The 18656-nt window shown below is 53.0% G+C and carries 17 protein-coding genes; 3 read left to right on the forward strand and 14 right to left on the reverse strand.

Features of this window, described 5'->3' with window-relative positions; translation table 11 throughout:
• Positions 1-5: 5 nt before the first annotated feature.
• The 3 genes from truA to pdxB all read right to left on the reverse strand — a co-directional run bounded on the left by truA (position 6) and on the right by pdxB (position 3041).
• The gene (truA, locus tag AC0IWZ_RS14775) at positions 6-821 is read right to left on the reverse strand and encodes a tRNA pseudouridine(38-40) synthase TruA (RefSeq protein ID WP_471679029.1); all 816 of its coding nucleotides are present in this window, start codon (positions 819-821) and stop codon (positions 6-8) included.
• Positions 821-1834, reverse strand: coding sequence for an aspartate-semialdehyde dehydrogenase (locus AC0IWZ_RS14780; RefSeq protein ID WP_172893561.1), 1014 nt, complete (start codon positions 1832-1834; stop codon positions 821-823). Before AC0IWZ_RS14780 ends, truA begins: the two co-directional genes overlap by 1 nt.
• Positions 1835-1904: 70 nt before the next feature.
• Positions 1905-3041, reverse strand: a complete 1137-nt coding sequence (pdxB, locus tag AC0IWZ_RS14785; protein WP_471679028.1) for a 4-phosphoerythronate dehydrogenase PdxB — start codon at positions 3039-3041, stop codon at positions 1905-1907.
• A 101-nt stretch (positions 3042-3142) separates the two neighbouring features.
• Here pdxB and flk point away from each other — a divergent pair, with 101 nt between their 5' ends.
• Positions 3143-4147: a flagella biosynthesis regulator Flk gene (flk, locus tag AC0IWZ_RS14790; protein ID WP_471679027.1), complete on the forward strand. Its 1005-nt coding sequence runs from the start codon at positions 3143-3145 to the stop codon at positions 4145-4147.
• Between the two features lie 33 nt (positions 4148-4180).
• On the opposite strand, the gene AC0IWZ_RS14795 is transcribed toward flk, so the two are convergent.
• On the reverse strand, positions 4181-5362 hold the full coding sequence (locus AC0IWZ_RS14795; RefSeq protein WP_471679026.1) for an arabinose transporter: 1182 nt from the start codon (positions 5360-5362) through the stop codon (positions 4181-4183).
• A 78-nt stretch (positions 5363-5440) separates the two neighbouring features.
• Positions 5441-6658 carry a beta-ketoacyl-ACP synthase I gene (fabB, locus tag AC0IWZ_RS14800; RefSeq protein WP_034497307.1) on the reverse strand — a complete coding sequence of 406 codons (1218 nt, stop codon included), beginning with the start codon at positions 6656-6658 and terminating at the stop codon, positions 5441-5443.
• Between the two features lie 157 nt (positions 6659-6815).
• Between fabB and mnmC the strand changes: the two genes are divergently transcribed.
• A complete protein-coding gene (gene mnmC / locus AC0IWZ_RS14805) occupies positions 6816-8816 on the forward strand; it encodes a bifunctional tRNA (5-methylaminomethyl-2-thiouridine)(34)-methyltransferase MnmC2/FAD-dependent 5-carboxymethylaminomethyl-2-thiouridine(34) oxidoreductase MnmC1 (RefSeq protein WP_471679025.1) in 2001 nt (666 codons plus the stop codon).
• 98 nt (positions 8817-8914) lie between these two features.
• On the opposite strand, the gene AC0IWZ_RS14810 is transcribed toward mnmC, so the two are convergent.
• The 6 genes from AC0IWZ_RS14810 to prmB all read right to left on the reverse strand — a co-directional run bounded on the left by AC0IWZ_RS14810 (position 8915) and on the right by prmB (position 13517).
• Positions 8915-9190 (reverse strand): YfcL family protein, encoded by a 276-nt coding sequence (locus AC0IWZ_RS14810; RefSeq protein ID WP_172893555.1) that lies wholly within the window; start codon positions 9188-9190, stop codon positions 8915-8917.
• A gap of 28 nt (positions 9191-9218) precedes the next feature.
• On the reverse strand, positions 9219-9767 hold the full coding sequence (locus AC0IWZ_RS14815) for an elongation factor P hydroxylase (protein WP_410373511.1): 549 nt from the start codon (positions 9765-9767) through the stop codon (positions 9219-9221).
• 22 nt (positions 9768-9789) lie between these two features.
• A complete protein-coding gene (locus AC0IWZ_RS14820) occupies positions 9790-10587 on the reverse strand; it encodes a sulfite exporter TauE/SafE family protein (protein WP_115627709.1) in 798 nt (265 codons plus the stop codon).
• Between the two features lie 11 nt (positions 10588-10598).
• Positions 10599-11423 (reverse strand): penicillin-insensitive murein endopeptidase, encoded by an 825-nt coding sequence (gene mepA / locus AC0IWZ_RS14825; RefSeq protein ID WP_471679024.1) that lies wholly within the window; start codon positions 11421-11423, stop codon positions 10599-10601.
• A 4-nt stretch (positions 11424-11427) separates the two neighbouring features.
• Positions 11428-12513 carry a chorismate synthase gene (gene aroC, locus AC0IWZ_RS14830; protein ID WP_471679023.1) on the reverse strand — a complete coding sequence of 362 codons (1086 nt, stop codon included), beginning with the start codon at positions 12511-12513 and terminating at the stop codon, positions 11428-11430.
• Positions 12514-12584: 71 nt separating this feature from the next.
• Positions 12585-13517, reverse strand: coding sequence for a 50S ribosomal protein L3 N(5)-glutamine methyltransferase (gene prmB / locus AC0IWZ_RS14835; protein ID WP_115627706.1), 933 nt, complete (start codon positions 13515-13517; stop codon positions 12585-12587).
• A gap of 171 nt (positions 13518-13688) precedes the next feature.
• Here prmB and smrB point away from each other — a divergent pair, with 171 nt between their 5' ends.
• Positions 13689-14240, forward strand: a complete 552-nt coding sequence (smrB, locus tag AC0IWZ_RS14840; protein WP_034460090.1) for an endonuclease SmrB — start codon at positions 13689-13691, stop codon at positions 14238-14240.
• A gap of 149 nt (positions 14241-14389) precedes the next feature.
• On the opposite strand, the gene sixA is transcribed toward smrB, so the two are convergent.
• From sixA to fadI, 3 genes are all read right to left on the reverse strand, one after another.
• Positions 14390-14878 carry a phosphohistidine phosphatase SixA gene (gene sixA, locus AC0IWZ_RS14845; RefSeq protein ID WP_034497333.1) on the reverse strand — a complete coding sequence of 163 codons (489 nt, stop codon included), beginning with the start codon at positions 14876-14878 and terminating at the stop codon, positions 14390-14392.
• Positions 14879-15100: 222 nt separating this feature from the next.
• Positions 15101-17224, reverse strand: coding sequence for a fatty acid oxidation complex subunit alpha FadJ (gene fadJ / locus AC0IWZ_RS14850; RefSeq protein ID WP_471679022.1), 2124 nt, complete (start codon positions 17222-17224; stop codon positions 15101-15103).
• Positions 17224-18534, reverse strand: a complete 1311-nt coding sequence (fadI, locus tag AC0IWZ_RS14855; protein ID WP_034497337.1) for an acetyl-CoA C-acyltransferase FadI — start codon at positions 18532-18534, stop codon at positions 17224-17226. Before fadI ends, fadJ begins: the two co-directional genes overlap by 1 nt.
• Positions 18535-18656: the final 122 nt, after the last annotated feature.

Below are 18656 nucleotides of genomic sequence, written 5' to 3' on the forward strand. Positions count from 1 at the left end.
TGGCGTCAGTCTGCCAAAAAAAGGGGTCCCATTGGGGGTTTAGGCAACTCAAAATGTTCAGGGTAGTCCACAGAAACTAAGTACAAGCCTTCTGCTTTACCGGTTGCAGCTGCCAGCTTGCGATCTTTTGCTGCCAGTAATTCTGCCATCCAGTTTTCTGCCTGATTGCCACAGCCGATTTCCATCAGGCTGCCGACAATGTTTCGTACCATATGATGAACAAACGCATTGGCTTTGATATCCACCACCACGTAAGCACCGTAACGGGTCACGTTGATGTGCATCAGGTTACGCCACGGCGTGCGCGACTGGCATTGCACTGCGCGGAACGAGGTAAAGTCATTCTCGCCCAGCAAGCATTGCGCCGCCCGGTGCATACGTTCAGCATCCAGCGGATGGTAAAAATGCGTGACACCTTGAGACATCACAGCCGGGCGCAGACGCTGGTTATAAATGACATAACGATAGCGGCGCGCCGTTGCACTAAAGCGGGCGTGAAAATCATCGGGCACATTTTTAACCCAACGCACGGCAATGTCGCCAGGTAAATTCGCATTTACACCCAGTGTCCATGCCGCGTCTTTACGATCCATACGCGTTTCGAAATGCACAACCTGGCCGGTGGCATGAACGCCTGCGTCGGTTCGCCCGGCGCAGAATACGTTGATTGGCTCATCCGCCACTTTCGAAAGTGCTTTTTCAAGCTTTTCCTGCACGCTGCGCACTTCGTTCTGGCGCTGCCAGCCGTAATACTTACTGCCGTCGTATTCAATGCCAAGTGCAATTCTGCGAAGCGGGGTTTGCAGCAACTCGTCGGACATTAGTACATATACTCCTGCACTAATTTTTCAGCTGTTTTCACTGCCATCAGTGCGCCGCCAAAGCGAACGTTATCGGCAACAGACCAGAATTGAATTTGTTCTGGCATACCGTAATCGTTGTGGATACAGCCGATGGAAAGGTGCGAGCTGCCGGAAGCATCGGAAACCTGAGTCGGGAAATCGCCCTCTTCAGAAAGTTCGATATCTTCAAATTGAATATATGCGTCACGTGCTTCTTCAGAGGCAAGCGGACGCATGGCTTCAAAGTTCACCATTTGCGCGTGGCCGTAAAACACCGGTGCCTGGACGAAGCTCGCAGAAATGATCACGCCTTCATCCTGCAAGACTTTGCGCACTTCGTTCACTAAGCGGCGCTCGACAGGAATGCTGCCTTCTGCATCAGGCATTAACGGCAGCATGTTGAACGCTAACTGGCGACCAAACAAATCGGCATCTTCAATTGGCAAACCGTTCAGCAGACGAGCACTCTGCCCGGCCAGCGCATCGACTGCACTTTTGCCACGACCAGAAGCGGCCAGTAAATTAGTGACCTGAATACGGGATAAACCACCTTGTTCGATAAGCGGTTTCAATGCGGTCAACAACTGGCTGGTCAGGCTGTCAGCCACGGCCACCAGATTGCGATTGCGGTATTCACCCAGCACGAATGGGTTCACATCTGGCACCACCAACGGTACGTCGTGTTCCATGGCGAACAAGCCACTTGAGTCGATAACCAGGCAACCAGCGTTAGTCGCTTCTTCAACATAACGCGCTGACGCTTCTGCACCCGCCACAAAGAACGCGAGCTGAACCTGAGTCCAGTCAAATGATTCAGCATCCTGAACCATCACGGTTTTGCCTTCATAACGAATATTTTCACCCGCACTTTCATTACGTGCGAGGGCATACAATTCACCAACCGGGAACTGGCGCTCGGCAAGCAGTTCAATCACAGCTGCGCCTACGGCACCCGTGGCACCTAAAACGGCAATATTCCAGCCTTCAGACATGTTGGTTTACTCCAGACTTAAATAGCAGTATCTCCCCGATAGCAGCACCGGGAAGATGAGAAGGATTGTTTTAACGCACCGCGTGATAGATAGCGCCAAAGCCTAGCTTTTGCAGCATTGTTGCTGCCGCTTCATCATCACACTGAATATAGAGCGACGACCATTCACGACGTTCCTGATAGTTTTTGCGTAACTTGTCAAACTCACCAGGAATACCCGCGACTTTACGCAGCGGTGCATCATCGCGGCGCACATCATACACCAGATGAACCAGTCTTTTGAGTGTCGCTTGATCGAGCGGGCCATGCAGGGTAATACGGCCAAATTCGGGTGCAGGCAGCAACGTGTCTAAAGCCACTTGCTGCTTCTGACCGATAAATTCACTGAATGCTTCGAACACTTGCGTGGTGCCACGCGCTTTACCTTCCAGCGTATAACCCGCAATGTGCGCAGTGCCAATATCCACGTTATCGAGCAATGCGACGTTGAGCTCAGGCTCAGGTTCCCAGACATCGAGCACAACACTCAGATCCTGGCCGTTCTCCAGGCATTTCAGCAACGCGGCGTTATCAACCACCGGGCCACGGCAAGCGTTAATCAGAATTGAGCCTGGCTTGAGGCTGGAGATGAGTTTTTCATCGGCTAAATGCAGCGATTTGTACGGGCCGTCTTTAAATAGCGGCGTGTGGAAGGTCAACACATCGGCTTCACGAACCAGTGTTTCCAGCGGCTGGAAATCACCGGGTTCACCACGATCGCTGCGAGGAGGATCGCAAAGCAGCGTGCGCACACCAAAGGCTTCTAAACGCGCCTGCAAACGTGAACCCACATTACCCACACCAACAATGCCCACCGTGCGGTCAGTCAACTGGAAACCGTCACGTTCTGCGAGCATTAATAGCGAAGAAAAGACGTATTCAACTACCGCGATAGCGTTGCAACCTGGTGCTGCTGAAAAAGCGATACCCGCGCTCTCAAGATAAGTTTCGTCAACGTGGTCACAGCCCGCCGTCGCCGTACCCACAAACTTGATTGCTTTACCATCGAGTAAATCAGCATTCACTTTAGTCACTGAGCGCACCATTAATGCATCGGCATCGGCCAGTTCAGACACGGGAATGGGGCGACCAGGAACGGCGGTGACATCGCCAAGACGGCTGAACAATTCGCGTGCATAAGGCATATTTTCGTCAACGAGGATTTTCACGTTAGTTACCTGTTGGTTAATCGTCGAGAATAAGCCCGATAGTGTGCCATAATCTGGCGTCCTGGCATACTTGAGCCGGGGGCTGACAAAGGATTAAGACTATGCAACCCATTCAGGGGGCGACAGCGCGTCCTCCGGGGGAACCGCCCTCCACACATTCTGCGGCAGGCGAGTTTCCGCTTTCCACTGTGCAACGTACCGTACTGGAACGTTTGATTACTCGTATCGTTGCGCTAAACCAGCAGCAAAGCGCCGAAGTATGGGCGGGTCTGAAACACGACCTCGGATTAAAAAGTGAAACGCCTTTGCTGTCGCGCCACTTCCCCGCGGCTGAACAAAATCTTAATCAGCGCCTGAATCATGCCCAAACGACTCACGGCACGCGCCAGGTTGTTCAGCAGCTTAGTGAGCTTTTGCCCCAGGGGAATAACCGCCAGGCCGTAAGCGACTATATTCGCCAGAATTTTGGGCAGACGGCCCTCAGCCAGCTCACGCCAGAACAATTAAAAAGCGTACTCACGCTTTTGCAAAATAACCAGTTGGCTATTCCGCAACCGCAACAGCGCCAGGCAACCGATCGCCCATTATTGCCCGCTGAACATAATTCACTAAATAAACAGGTCGCTAAACTCGCTGCCGCAACGGGCGAGTCCAGTAAGTTAATCTGGCAGTCAATGCTTGAGCTTTCAGGAGTGAAAACGGGTGAGCTGATCCCGGCAAAACACTTTGCGTTGTTGACCACGTGGCTTCAGGCACGCCAGACATTGAGTCAGCAAAATACGCCGACGCTACATACTATTCAGGCGGCTTTAAAGCAGCCGCTCGAACCCGCTGAATGGAAAGAGATAACGGACTATTCGCAGCAACGTTTTCAGGCTACACCGCAAACGTTACTGACCACCGCGCAGGTGCAGGATATTTTGAATCAGGTGTTTTTAAAACGCGCCGAACGCCAGCCATCAGCGCTTGAAGTGCATCACATTCAGCCGATCGCCAGCCCAATCTGGGCACCGTTTATCGATCCGCTGAAAGCGATAAGCGCACGACCAGGATTAGCGCTTATCGCGCTGGTTGTGGTGATTCTTTTGTTGTGGATAGTGATATGAAATTTGCCACCCGCGACGGGTGGCAATTGAAGGTTACTTGCGAAAAGCGATTAGCGTAACAACGATGCCCACGCCCGCCGAAATCGCCCCAGCTAAAAATACAGATGGGTATCCCATCGAAGTTGCCAGCAGCCCGGTCAGTGGCCCGGCGACACCGTACGAGATATCCTGAAACGCCGCATATCCACCAAGTGCCGTACCGCGCACTTGTGCCGGAACGCGTTTAACCACTTCAACTCCCAGCGCCGGGAAAATAAGCGAACAACCGCAGCCGGTTAACGCAGCACCTATTAACGCAATACCTGCGCCCGGTGCTTGCCACAGCAAAACCAGCCCGATGGTTTCAATCGCCAGTGACACTAATGCGACTCGCACACCACCAAAACGGTCCGGCATCCAGCCAAACAGGACACGCATCAGCACAAATGCGCCACCAAATGCGGTGAGCGTAAAGCCCGCCCACGCCCAGCCGTTCGACGCAAAATAGAGTGAGACGAAGGTGCCGATCACGGCAAAACCCACGCCCTGTAACGCAAGTCCGAGCCCTGGTTTCCAGATAAGGCCAATCACGGCAAACAGAGAAGGACGCTCGCCTTTATGCGCAGGCACTGCGCGAACGCGTCCGTTAAACGCCCACGCCACCAAAGGCAGCGCGATAGTTGATACGCCCAGCGCCACGAATCCCCATTGGCTGTTTAACAGCAAGCCAATGGGTGCCCCCGCCGCTAATGCGCCATAAATCGCCATCCCGGTCCAGGACATCACTTTGCCTGAGCGAGTCGGGCCAACCAGGCCTAAACCCCAGGTCAGATTTCCGGTCAGTAATTGGCTTTCGCCAAAGCCAAGAATCAAACGCCCCACTATCAATAAACCGAATTTTGCCATCGCATCCACTGGCAACAACGCGGCCAGCAAATAGGCCACCCCAGCGAAAGCACAGGCGCACATCCCTTGCATGGTCGAGCGTTTCGCACCTTGCTGGTCGGCCAGACGCCCGGCATAACCTCGGGTCAAAACCGTCGCGAGGAACTGGATCCCAACAGCGATCCCGACCATGGTATTGCCGAAGCCAAGCTCGTGATGGACAAAAAGTGGAATAACCGGCAGCGGCAAACCCACCGTCATATAGGTGAGGAACACCGCAAAGGTCAGGCTAAATAGGGACTTATTTTCGGATTTATTGTTTTGAAGCTGAGAATTATTTATTGAGGACATACTGCGGCTCCTTGGCAGTCGTCATTATGCAAAAAAAACGGGGCGCACAAGGCACCCCGTTTATTAACTTCACCGGAATTAAGCGTTAACTTTACGCATCACCAGTGTGGCGTTCGTTCCACCGAAACCGAAGCTGTTAGACATAACAGTGTTCAGTTGACGTTCGGTCGTTTCAGTCACGATGTTCAGGCCAGCAGCCTGCTCATCCAGCTCTTCGATGTTAATGCTTGGCGCGATGAAACCGTGCTCCAGCATCAGCAGAGAGTAGATAGCTTCCTGAACGCCAGCGGCACCCAGAGAGTGACCCGTCATGGCTTTGGTCGCAGACATCGACGGTGAGTGATTACCGAAGACTTCTTTGATTGCGCCCAGTTCTTTCACATCACCAACTGGTGTGGAAGTCCCGTGAGTGTTCAGGTAGTCAATCGGAGTATCAACACCGTGCATTGCCATCTTCATGCAACGCACTGCGCCTTCACCAGATGGAGCAACCATGTCCGCGCCATCAGATGTTGCGCCGTAACCAACGATTTCAGCGTAGATGTGTGCGCCACGAGCCAGAGCGTGCTCCAGTTCTTCGACCACAACCATACCGCCGCCGCCTGCGATAACGAAACCGTCACGGCTCGCATCATAGGTACGGGATGCTTTGTCCGGCGTTTCGTTGTATTTAGTAGACAGCGCGCCCATGGCATCGAACTCACAGGCCATTTCCCAGCACAGCTCTTCGCCGCCGCCAGCAAAAACGATGTCCTGTTTGCCCAGCTGAATCTGCTCAACAGCGTTACCGATACAGTGCGCAGAAGTCGCACATGCGGAGCTGATCGAGTAGTTCACGCCGTGAATTTTGAACGGAGTCGCGAGGCATGCGGAAACCGCAGAACCCATCGCTTTGGTCACAACGTAAGGACCCACCGCTTTCAGGCCGCGCGGGCTACGCATTGCGTCTGCACCGAACACCTGAGATTTAGACGACCCACCGGAACCTGCAATCAGGCCCACACGCGGGTTGCTTTGATAAACTTCTTCTTTCAAACCAGCATCTTCGATAGCTTGCTGCATTGAAAGGTAAGCGTAGACAGAGGCATCGTTCATGAAACGGACCACTTTACGGTCAATCAGGCCGGTGGTGTCCAGTTTAACGTTACCCCACACGTGGCTGCGCATTCCAGAATCTTTGAATTCTTGAGAGAAAGTGATCCCCGAGCGACCTTCACGCAGAGATGCCAGGACTTCCTGCTGGTTGTTACCGATGCTGGAAACAATGCCCAGACCAGTAATCACTGCACGTTTCATTCAATACCTCTTTCACTACACTATTTAGGATTTCGAATGGCACAATAGCGTACACTTGTACGCCGAACAAGTCCGATCAGCCAAATTGGTCTGAAATTTGCGCCGCTTCGCACACATCGTTATGATCGTTTCACCGCCTGCCAGACGAGTAACTTACGTGAAACCGTCCCCTATACAATCTGCCAACCTTGGCTTTAACGAAGAGGGTACACCTGTATCCCGAGAATTCGACGATGTGTACTTCTCTAATGATAATGGACTGGAGGAAACTCGTTATGTCTTTCTTGGTGGGAACCGATTATCGGAACGCTTCATAACCCACGATCGCTCGCTATTTATCGTTGGTGAAAGCGGTTTTGGCACCGGACTTAACTTCCTGACTTTATGGCAAGCTTTTGAAGACTTTTGCAAAAACCAGCCTCAAGCCACGCTCAAGCGCCTGCACTTTATTAGTTTTGAAAAATACCCTCTCACTGCCGAAGATTTACACACCGCTCATGCGCATTGGCCCGAACTGGCCGATTTTGCGCAGCAACTTCAGCAACAGTGGCCACTTCCAATTGCCGGTTGCCACCGTATTTTACTGGCTAATGGGCGTGTGACTCTCGACCTGTGGTTCGGGGATATTAACGAACTGATCCCGCAATTAGATGACACATTAAATAATCAGGTCGACGCCTGGTTCCTTGACGGTTTTGCGCCGTCAAAAAACCCGGATATGTGGACGCAAAACCTGTTTGACACCATGGCAAAACTGGCGAGACCAGGCGCCACGCTGGCGACATTCACCTGCGCCGGATTTGTGCGTCGAGGCCTGATTGATGCAGGTTTCACTATGACCAAAACGAAAGGTTTTGGACGCAAGCGTGAAATGCTGACGGGTGTAATGGAACGAGCGCTTGAAACGCCAGCACGCACGCCGTGGTACGCCCGCCCGGCAGCGCAAGGGCAAGAAGTCGCTATTGTTGGCGGCGGTGTGGCCAGCGCCCTGCTCTCACTCGCCTTGCTACGCCGTGGCTGGCGGGTCACGCTTTACTGCGAAGATATCGCCCCGGCACTTGGCGCTTCCGGTAATCGTCAGGGCGCGTTGTATCCCTTGCTGAATACGCACGACGCTTCGCTAACAAACTTTTTCAGCGCGGCGTTCACCTTTGCCCGTCGCTTATACGACTCGTTGCCTGTTGAGTTTGATCACGACTGGTGTGGCGTGACGCAACTGGGTTGGGATGAGAAGAGTCAGCATAAAATCGAACAAATGCTGAGCCTCGAATTCCCTGAGCGACTGGTTCATGCCGTCGATGCACAAACTGCTGCAAAACTTTGTGGCCTGGAAACCGGGCATGGTGGCGCAACCTATCCGCTCGGAGGCTGGTTGTGCCCCGCACAATTGACCGCAGGTGTGCTGGCTCTGGCAGAACAAATGGGGCTTAAAACCTATTACCAGCATCATGTCGAAGAACTGACGCAAACACCTGACGGATGGGAATTAATGTTTGCTGAACAGGCAGCAAAACGCCATGCGGTTGTGGTGCTGGCTAACGGCTTCAAAGTCAGTAAACTCGCCCAAACCGCGAAGCTGCCGTTCTCCGCTGTTGGCGGCCAGGTGAGCCATATTCCAACCAGCCCGTCGCTGTCTGAATTACGCCAGGTGCTGTGTTACGACGGTTATCTGACGCCGCAAAATCCAGACAATCAGCAGCATTGTATCGGTGCAAGCTATCATCGTGGCGTGGAAGAAATGCGCTATAACGATGAAGATCAGCAGCATAACCGTCAACGTTTGTTGAATTGTCTGCCGGATGTGGAATGGCCGAAGGAAGTCGATGTATCAGCGGGTGAGGCCCGATGCGGAGTGCGATGTGCAACACGCGATCACATACCGATTATCGGCAGCGTTCCGCGTTATGACGCCACGCTTGAAGCCTATGCGACACTTTGCGAAAACCGTGAAAATGCCGAAGCTGCACCGGTCTATCCCAATCTGTTTATGTTGGCGGCGTTGGGTTCAAGAGGGTTATGCAGTGCACCACTGGCGGCAGAAATTCTGGCAGCGCAGATATGCGATGAACCTGTTCCCATGGATGGCGAAACGCTGGCGGCTCTGAATCCGAATCGATTCTGGGTGCGGAAACTGCTGAAAGGAAGAGAAGTAAAATAATGAGGGTTTAACGCCCTCACCCCAGCCCTCTCCCCCTGGAGAGGGAGAACACCGAACAGTCCCCTCTCCTTGGGGAGAGGGTTGGGTGAGGGGGTAACTTAGAATTGCGCTTTCTGGTACAAGTTGTCCCACATTTCCAGCACCAAAGACTGGTCGCGTGGCGAAAGCTCACCTGCCTGAATCGCTTTCTCCAGGCTGCCGGATACCGCACTGTGCAGCGCTTCCGGGCTATGATCTTCACCGTGCTCCACATCAGCCACAGCGAGGGTCAGGTGGCCACGCAGATAACCGCTGGCAAACAGTTCATCATCACTGGCCGTCTCAACCATTTCATCAATTAGCGCCAGAATGCGTGTTTCAAATTCAGCGATCATCGTACTTCCTCTTCAATATGCAGGTTTTTTAGTTTAAATCTTCCGGCCACGGGAACTGTTCTGCGGCCAGCGGCGGGGTTTTGTAATACTCCCGCAGTGCTTCAATTAATTTTGCCGTGCGAGCCGGGATACCTTCTTGCAGGTAAATCATCACCTGCGCATGGACCCGACGCTGAAATGCGATTCTGTCCGGGTCAACATCCCCACTCAGGTTGTCGCAACTCACATTGAACGGGAAGTTTGCCGCCACGCACAGTAACCATTCCTGCGCCTGGGGTTTGACTTCCACATCCTCAAATTTACTTTGAGTTTCGGCATCACGCCCGTCCGGGCAATACCAGTAACCAAAATCCACCAGCTCGCGGCGAGCTTTACCCGCGATAAGCCAGTGAGAAATCTCGTGCATGCCGCTGGCATAATAACCGTGGGCAAACACCACGCGGTGATAAGGAATTTCCTCATCTGCAGGAAGATAGATCGGTTCGTCGTCGCCTTTAATCAGACGTGTATTAAATTCATCTTTAAAGCAGCTATCGAAAATGTCGATAAGTTCCTGATAATGGTGTTCTGTCGTTATTGTCATATTTGCTGTGGTCATCTTAATTTATCCCCAACCATTGGAGAATTTCCGTTCCGTGGCTATCAAATAAGAGTTTGGCGCTCATCACCGCCGACACAATCACAATCATCGGTCGGATCAGTTTTTGCCCTTTACTCAACACAAGACGCGATCCCATCCGCGCCCCTAAAAACTGCCCGGCCATCATCACAAAACCGGTTCCCCAAATCACCTTCCCGCCGATGATGAACAGCAGCAGGCCGCCCAGGTTTGACGTCGCATTTAATACTTTGGCGTGAGCGGTAGATTTAGCGAGGTTAAAGCCGCATAGGGTCACAAAGGCCAGCGCGTAAAATGAACCCGCGCCTGGGCCGAAGAAACCGTCGTAGAAACCGACGCAGCCCCCTGCAATCAGCGCAAACGGCAGGCCGTACAAACGGCGTTGCCTGTCTTCTTCACCCAGTTTTGGCATCAGTAAAAAATACAAGCCGATGCAAATGACCAGTAGCGGCAAGATTTGGCGCAGCACGTCAGATTTCACATACTGAACCAGCAGCGCACCCGATGTGGAGCCGAGAAACGTCATCAGAATATTCAGTTTCTGCTCTTTAAGATCGACAACTTTGCGGCGAATAAAATAGAGAGAGGAAGAAACCGAACCCCCACAGGCCTGGAGTTTGTTGGTCGCCAAAGCATGTGCGGGGGACATTCCCGTGGCTAACAGCACGGGGACGGTTATCAAACCACCCCCACCTGCCAGTGAGTCAATAAACCCTGCAAGCATGGCGACAAAAAACAGCGCCACCAGCATCAGGGGGGAAACCATAAACCATTCCATGAACTTATCCGTTAGAGAACGTGCTCATCCAGCAAAGCCTGACAAGAGGCGGGTAAAGGCGGTGGTGTTTTCTTTTTCGGTGGCCGCTCGCCCGGTGCTGGCGGCGCGAACCAGCTTTGCAGCTCGGCACCACAACCGTCGCCTGGCGGTGGTAATGGTTGGTCCTGGCACTCGAGGCTGTCAGCCGGACAACGCAGACGCACGTGCATATGCGCGCGGTGAGCAAACCACGGGCGCACTTTGCGCAGCCAGTCACGGTCAGCTCCGGCATCCAGACACAGTTGCTGCTTGATTGCCGGATTGACGAAGATCCGCGTGACGTCGTTATCTTTCCCCGCAAGCTTAATCAGGCTGCTGATTTCCGGCTGCCACAAACGCGGCACCACATGCTGATTATCGCTGGCGACTAAATCCAGCGCCTGCGGTTTAAGAAGCTGAGCTGAAGTCCAGCGAGCTTTGGGAAGCTGCAAGAAGATATCGACGTCCAGCCCGCTTTGGTGGCTGGCATGGCCTGAGCTAAAACGACCGCCCGCCGCCATTCCCATATCACCAATCAGCAGCGTACCGAGGCCAAGTTGCGTCGATTGATTGCTCAAGCGCTGGATAAACGACACTAAATCGGGATGGCCGAAATAGCGACGTTGGTCCTGGCGCATCACCTGATAGCGAGGATCGTTGAGCGGCAACTCGTGGGCACCCACAATGCAGCCGTTAGAGAATGCACCAATAGACTGCGGGCTTCCCGCAATCGGATGACTAATTTTCTGCCACGGCGTCGCGGCAAAAGTAGCGGTACTGGCAAGCAATGCCAGCAGCCCCACGAGTCTCTTTTTCATCGCATTACCAGCGCGGCAAAGGGAAAGTCACGTCACCGTTTTGAGCACGCTGACGCAGCATATGATCCATCAATACAATCGCTACCATGGCTTCGGCAATCGGAACCGCGCGAATACCCACGCAAGGATCATGGCGGCCACGCGTGACCATCTCAACTTCTTCGCCTTCGCGATTGATGGTGCGCCCCGGAACCATAATGCTGGAAGTTGGCTTCAGCGCCATGTTCGCGACAATTTGCTGGCCGCTACTGATACCACCGAGAATGCCGCCAGCGTGATTGCTCTGGAAACCTTGTCTGGTGATTTCGTCACGGTTCTGGCTCCCGCGCAGGTTAACCACGCCAAAGCCCTCGCCAATTTCCACGCCTTTCACCGCGTTGATGCTCATCAGCGCATGCGCGATATCGGCATCTAAGCGGTCAAATACGGGTTCGCCCAGGCCTGGTGGCACGTTGTCAGCCACAACCGTCACTTTCGCGCCGATGGAGTCGCCTTCTTTTTTCAGCGCACGCATTAGCTCATCAAGCGTTTCGATTTTATCGGGATCCGGGCAGAAAAACGGGTTCTGCTCGACTTGATCCCAGTCTTTGATTTCCAGCGGCACGTCGCCCATTTGCGTCAGACAGCCACGAATTGTGATGCCGTATTTGTGCGCCAGATATTTTTTAGCAATCGCTCCCGCCGCTACACGCATCGCGGTTTCACGAGCCGAAGAACGGCCACCGCCACGGTAATCGCGCAGGCCATATTTTTGTTCGTAGGTGTAATCTGCGTGGCCCGGACGGAACACGTCTTTGATCGCGCTGTAATCTTGCGAGCGCTGGTCAGTGTTTTCAATCAACAAACCGATGCTGGTGCCGGTCGTCACGCCTTCAAATACACCGGACAGAATTTTCACCTGATCGGGTTCACGGCGTTGCGTGGTATAGCGAGAAGTCCCTGGGCGGCGACGGTCGAGATCGTGTTGTAAATCTGCTTCGGTAAGCGGAATGCCCGGCGGCACACCATCAACGATGCAACCCAACGCCACACCGTGAGATTCACCAAAAGTCGTTACGCGAAAGACTTGTCCAATAGAGTTTCCAGCCATCTTCTTTCCGTTATCGTTTTTCGTTGTGTTGTGAGCAAATGAAGACGGGCCGTAAGGCCCGCCTGCACAGATTAATCTTTGTAAATGCTGAAATGTTCGCGGGCATCAATAAGCTGCGATTTGGTCAGCATGAACACGCCGTCTCCGCCGTTATCAAACTCAAGCCAGGTGAACGGCACATCCGGATACTGGTCCATCAGATGTACCATGCTGTTTCCGACTTCACAAATCAGGACGCCGCCATCGGCGAGATAATCCGGCGCACACGCCAGAATGCGACGCGCCAGTTTCAGGCCATCTGTACCCGCCGCTAAACCTAATTCCGGCTCGAAGCGGAACTCGCCTGGCAGGTCAGACATATCTTCCGCATCCACATACGGTGGATTAGTGACGATAATGTCGTACTGCACTTTTGGCAGGTCGCGGAACAGGTCGGAACGCATTGGCGTTACCTGGCTTTCCAGGCCGTGCTCGGCGATGTTTTGCTCGGCAACCGCCAGCGCATCAAGAGAAATATCCACCGCATCAACTTCTGCATTGTGGAATTCGTAAGCACAGGCGATAGCGATACAGCCGCTGCCGGTGCACATATCCAGAATGTGCTGCGGTTCGTTATCAAACAGGCCCGCAAAACGGTTGGTGATAAGCTCGCCGATTGGGGAACGTGGCACCAGCACGCGTTCATCGACATAAAACTCGTGACCGCAGAACCAGGCTTTGTTGGTCAAATAGGCGACCGGGATGCGCTCGTTGACGCGGCGAATCACGCGTTCAACGATACGATGGCGTTCGCTTGGCGTCAGACGCGCAGTGCGCATATCTTCTGGAATATCCAGCGGCAGATAGAGACTTGGCAGCACTAACTGAACGGCTTCGTCCCACGGGTTATCCGTGCCGTGGCCATACCAGATGTTGGCGGCGCTAAAGCGACTGACTGCCCAGCGCAGCATATCCTGAATGGTATGCAGTTCATTCACTGCCTCATCGACGAAAATTTTATCCACGTTGCCCTCCGCAGGCCGTTCGCGCTAATTCAATAATCGATTAGTTTGCCATGAAGGCCGCGACAAATCAGCATTTCAATCACTGTCACTGCGGTGAAAATTGCGTTTTATTTAGCGATGGACGACAAACCAGGTAAACTGGCGCTAATGCAGATGCGAGACGAGAAACAGATGAAGAAGAAAAATCCGCTCAGCGCTGACGATCAGAACCTTTTCCGTGATCTGATGAGCGGCACAAAAAAATTAACTCAGGACACCATTGTTCATCGCCCGATGCGTAAGAAAGTCCAGGAAGTTCCAGTGAAACGGCTGTTGCAGGAACAAGCCGATGCGAGTCATTACTTTTCAGACGAATTCCAGCCACGCCTGGCGACTGAAGGCCCGACACGTTATGTGCGCGAAGACGTCAGCCATTTTGAGCTAAAAAAAATTCGGCGCGGGGATTATTCGCCAGAATTATTCCTCGATTTGCACGGTCTGACTCAGATGCAAGCGAAGCAGGAATTAGGCGCGCTGATTGCGGCCTGTCGTCGCGAGCATGTGTTTTGCGCCTGTGTGATGCATGGACATGGCAAACACGTTTTGAAGCAGCAAACGCCATTATGGCTGGCGCAACACCCACACATCATGGCATTTCACCAGGCACCGAAAGAGTACGGTGGCGATGCAGCATTGCTGGTGTTGATTGAAATCGAAGAGTGGCTACCGCCGGAGTTGCCGTAGCATTATCTGCCGGATGACGTCGCGCTTATCCGACCTACGTTATTGATTTTGTAGGGGGAATAAGCGCAGCGTCATCCACCAAATTTATCGTATGAGCGCACAAACAAAAAGAGCCGCATTTCGCGGCTCTTTTTTCATGCTTACGGCAATTAAATAGCTTTAGCTACTTTCAAATTGCATGGACTCATTTGCCAGTTGAACACACCTTTGCCCGTTTCGGCATCCAGTGTGACATTAGCAATAGCCGAAGTGCTGAACATCGGCGGTGTCTCTTCCGGGCAAAGCTCAGACACCAGATAACCGACTAACGGCAGGTGAGAAATCACCAGCGCCGACTCAACCCCTTCATTTGCCAGGGCTTGCAGGTAGCAGCTCACCAGGCCCACATCGCCGCACGGCGTCAATTCCGGCAGAATGTCTTCTTTACCTGGAAGGGTCAGTGTTTCCCGCACTACATCCAGGGTTTGTTCGGCTCGCAGGTAAGGGCTCACCAGAACACGTTCGATATCTAACACTTGGCCTTTCAACCAGGTCGCCATTACCCGGGATTCATCACAACCACATTGTGTGAGTGGACGTACCGAGTCGCTGGCAGCATCGAGTGCTGCGTCGCCGTGACGCATGATAAAAACTTGCATATTGCACCGCTTTTGTTAACCAGGAATGCTTGAATTCCCCTGAAACTTAAGAGGGGAAATTCAGCAGCCGGGCATTGTGCCTTATCCGTACATCGAATGAAACGCTGTTTTTTACCTCAATGGTGCAAGTATAGTCAATCACTGTTTAATAAGTGACCGACCAGCATCCATTCACCGAGCCATATGTTGATGTTTCTTTGACTACAGTTTCATCTCCGGGGTTCACTTTGCCCAGAAATTTCGTTGCTCTTCCACCATTTGTAAAAGTCTGTCACAAGGGGCAAAACGCTCCCCGTATTGACTCGCCAGGCGCTGCAATTGCGCGACAACTTCACCCGCACCCAAAGAATCCATATAGCGGAACGGGCCACCAAGGAACGGTGGGAAACCAATACCGAACACTGCACCGATGTCGCCATCGCGAGCACTGCGAACAACACCTTCATCAAGGCAACGCGCCGCCTCATTGAGCATCATCATCACGCAGCGTTGTGCAATTTCTTTTTCTGCCAGTTGTCCTTTTGGTGAAACACCTAACAGCTTATAAATTGCAGGGTCGACCTGCTTTTTGCTTCTACTCCCTTTGCCTGGATAAAGATAGAAACCGCGCCCATTTTTTCTACCTTTGCGATCGTCATTCAATATTGCTGCAATATTTTGCGGTGCAGCAAAACGATCCCCGTAAGCCTGCTGAAGTATAGGGCTAATTTTAGTCCCTACATCAATTCCCACCTCATCCAAAAGTTGGATTGGGCCGACAGGGAAACCAAACGCCATCAGCGCATTATCAATTTTATCGACCAGCTCACCTTCCACCAGGCATCGCATCGCTTCATTAACGTAAGGTGCCAGAATGCGGTTGACGTAAAACCCGGCGCTGTCGCCTACTACAATAGGCGTTTTGCCTTGTTTCTTCGCCAACTGAACTGTTGTGGAAATCGTTTCCGCGCTGGTTCCCGCGTGAGGAATGACTTCTACCAGCGGCATTTTATCCACTGGGCTGAAGTAATGCAGACCGATCACCAGCTCGGGGCGCGCGGCGTTAGCCGCGATATCGGCAATCGGCAATGAAGAGGTGTTTGAAGCAAAAATAGTATGCGGTGCAGCATTTTGTTCAATCTCAGCGACCATTTTCTGCTTGAGCGCGAGATCTTCAAAAACGGCTTCCACGACAATGTCACGATTACGAAAACCGTGATAATCGGTGCCGCCGGAAATACGCGCCATTTCGCGCTGGCGTTCAATAGCTTTCAGATGGCGGCGACGCACTTTTTTATCCAGCAAATCCCAGCTGTATTTCAGCGCGTGGTTAATGCCTTCATTATTGATATCTTTAATACGCACCGGCAGCTTGCCTTTTGTCGCGGTGACAAACGCAATTCCTCCGCCCATCAAGCCACCGCCCAGCACGCCTACCGCCTTGATTGGACGCGGCTGCGCATCCGCGCCGTGCTCTTTTTTAAGCTCGGTGCTGGCAAAGAATAGCCCACGTAACGCCGCCGATTGTGGCGTCATCGCTAACTCGCCAAACGCTTTCGCTTCTGATTCGTAGCCGCTAAAACTCCCCTGCCCGAGGCCGATTTTTATCACGTCGATAATGCGTTTCGTGGCTGGATAATTACCGCGCGTTTTTTGCTCGGTTTTTTTCTCCACCATGCTAAACAGCAGCGAACGGCCAAGCGGGCCTGCCAGAATGCGTTCCCGCACCGGTAATGTCCGAGAGGGTTGGCGGCCCTTTGCGACACGTTCAACCGCGGCGGCCAGTAAAATAGACTGCGGAACCACTTCATCGACCAGGCCCAGTTTCAGCGCCTGGCGCGGGCGTAACTGCTTACCCGTCAAAATCATATCCAGCGCATTACTGACGCCAATCAAACGCGGTAAACGCTGGGTGCCGCCAGAACCAGGCAATAAGCCAAGCTGCACTTCCGGCAAGCCAAGTTTGGTTTTTTCATCATCGGTACAAATGCGTGAATGGCAGGCCAGGGCCAACTCCAGCCCACCGCCGAGACACGCGCCATGAATAGCCGCCACAACCGGAATCGGTAGCGCCGCAATTTCTGCCATGATCTGTTGCCCCTGATGCGCCAGCGTTTGGGCTTCCAGCGCGTTCTGGCAGTTGGCAATCATGTTGATATCAGCGCCAGCAATAAAGTTGTCAGGTTTACCTGAAATAAATATCAACCCTTGCAGTGCCGTATTGTCGCGCACCTGTTTGATGATGTTATGGACTTCGGGGCCGAAAGAGGCTTTCAGCGTGTTCATCTTTTCGTCCGGCACATCAATGGTCACAACCGCGATATTGTCGAGGCGGATGTGTAAGTTGAAAGCGGAAATCTGTTCCATTATTCGGCCTCCAGAACCATAGCGGCGCCTAATCCACCCGCAGCACAGGCAGTCACTAACCCAAATCCACCGCCACGGCGACGTAATTCGTGCAATGTTTGCGTGATCATACGCGCGCCCGTTGCCGCGAACGGGTGCCCATAGGCAATCGAACCGCCCAGCACGTTGAATTTCGCATCATCGACTTCACCGGTCGCATGAGCGCGGCCCAATACGTCACGAGCAAAACGTTCGCTGGCGAGCATTTTCAGGTTAGCCAGCGTTTGCGCGGCAAAGGCTTCATGCATATCAAACAACGTCAGATCATTGAGAGTGATGCCTGCCCTTTCGAGCGCCAGCGGCGTCGCCCAGGCCGGGCCTAGCAGCATGTCTTGCCAGACATCTACCGCCGTAAACGCATAACTGCGTAAGTAGCCCAACGGTTTCAAACCGAGTTCTTTGGCGCGGGATTCCGTCATCAGAATCACCGCAGCGGCACCATCCGTTAACGGCGTGCTGTTAGCGGCAGTGACGGTTCCGTGCTGGCGATCAAACGCCGGACGCAGCTTCGCGTAATCAGCAACCGACGAATTCTGACGCACGTTATTATCTTCGCTGAACGGTTGGCGATAAGGCGGGATAAATGCCGTCATGACCTCCTCCGACAATTTCCCCTCTTTCCACGCAATCGCGGCTTTGATGTGTGAGCGATGTGCTAACGCATCTTGCTGTTCACGCGTAATGCCATGGGTTTTCGCCATTTGTTCAGCAGTATCGCCCATTCGCAAACCGGTCGAATACTCGGCGACAGCAGGAGGAACAGGTAACAGGTCGCGTGGGCGTAAGCGGGAAAAGAGTTTCAATTTTTGCCCCAGGGTGCGTGCTTTATTAGCATCGACCAGTACGCGCCCCAGTTTTTTACTGACGCCAATCGGTAAAACAGACGATGAATCCGCGCCACCCGCGATACCCGCGCGAATAGTCCCGGCCATTAAACTTTCGGCTACGTTCGCCACCGCCTGGAAACTGGTCGCACAGGCGCGACTCACGCTATAGGCATCGGTATGTACGCTTAAACCCGCACCAAGAACGATTTCGCGGGCAATGTTTGGCGCTTCCGGCATCTGCACCACCTGGCCGAAAACGAGCTGTTCGATAACTTCCGGGGGAATTTCGCTGCGAGCGAGCAGCTCGCTGACCACCATGGTGCCAAGGTCAACTGCGGGAATGCCATGAAATGCCGTCGCCTGGCGGGCAAACGGTGTGCGTAAACCACTGACAATGGCAATGCGGTCACCCTGACGGGTCACCAACGGAAGTGCCTGACTCATAACGCTCCCCTATTCTTCCCTTTGTGTATGAATCTACAGCGATGTTGCTGTAACTGCATATTTCTGGGAATAAAAATGTAATTGACCAACAGTGGTCAGACCTGATCACAGTTTTAACCAAA

The sequence above is a fragment of the Buttiauxella sp. AC142 genome, assembly GCF_979253435.1.

Coding starts and splice junctions, on each gene's coding strand:
- truA (WP_471679029.1), bottom strand. CDS start 821: ATGTCCGACGAGTTGCTGCAAACCCCGCTTCGCAGAATTGCACTTGGC.
- AC0IWZ_RS14780 (WP_172893561.1), bottom strand. CDS start 1,834: ATGTCTGAAGGCTGGAATATTGCCGTTTTAGGTGCCACGGGTGCCGTA.
- flk (WP_471679027.1), top strand. CDS start 3,143: ATGCAACCCATTCAGGGGGCGACAGCGCGTCCTCCGGGGGAACCGCCC.
- AC0IWZ_RS14795 (WP_471679026.1), bottom strand. CDS start 5,362: ATGTCCTCAATAAATAATTCTCAGCTTCAAAACAATAAATCCGAAAAT.
- fabB (WP_034497307.1), bottom strand. CDS start 6,658: ATGAAACGTGCAGTGATTACTGGTCTGGGCATTGTTTCCAGCATCGGT.
- AC0IWZ_RS14810 (WP_172893555.1), bottom strand. CDS start 9,190: ATGATCGCTGAATTTGAAACACGCATTCTGGCGCTAATTGATGAAATG.
- AC0IWZ_RS14820 (WP_115627709.1), bottom strand. CDS start 10,587: ATGGAATGGTTTATGGTTTCCCCCCTGATGCTGGTGGCGCTGTTTTTT.
- mepA (WP_471679024.1), bottom strand. CDS start 11,423: ATGAAAAAGAGACTCGTGGGGCTGCTGGCATTGCTTGCCAGTACCGCT.
- aroC (WP_471679023.1), bottom strand. CDS start 12,513: ATGGCTGGAAACTCTATTGGACAAGTCTTTCGCGTAACGACTTTTGGT.
- smrB (WP_034460090.1), top strand. CDS start 13,689: ATGAAGAAGAAAAATCCGCTCAGCGCTGACGATCAGAACCTTTTCCGT.
- sixA (WP_034497333.1), bottom strand. CDS start 14,878: ATGCAAGTTTTTATCATGCGTCACGGCGACGCAGCACTCGATGCTGCC.
- fadJ (WP_471679022.1), bottom strand. CDS start 17,224: ATGGAACAGATTTCCGCTTTCAACTTACACATCCGCCTCGACAATATC.
- fadI (WP_034497337.1), bottom strand. CDS start 18,534: ATGAGTCAGGCACTTCCGTTGGTGACCCGTCAGGGTGACCGCATTGCC.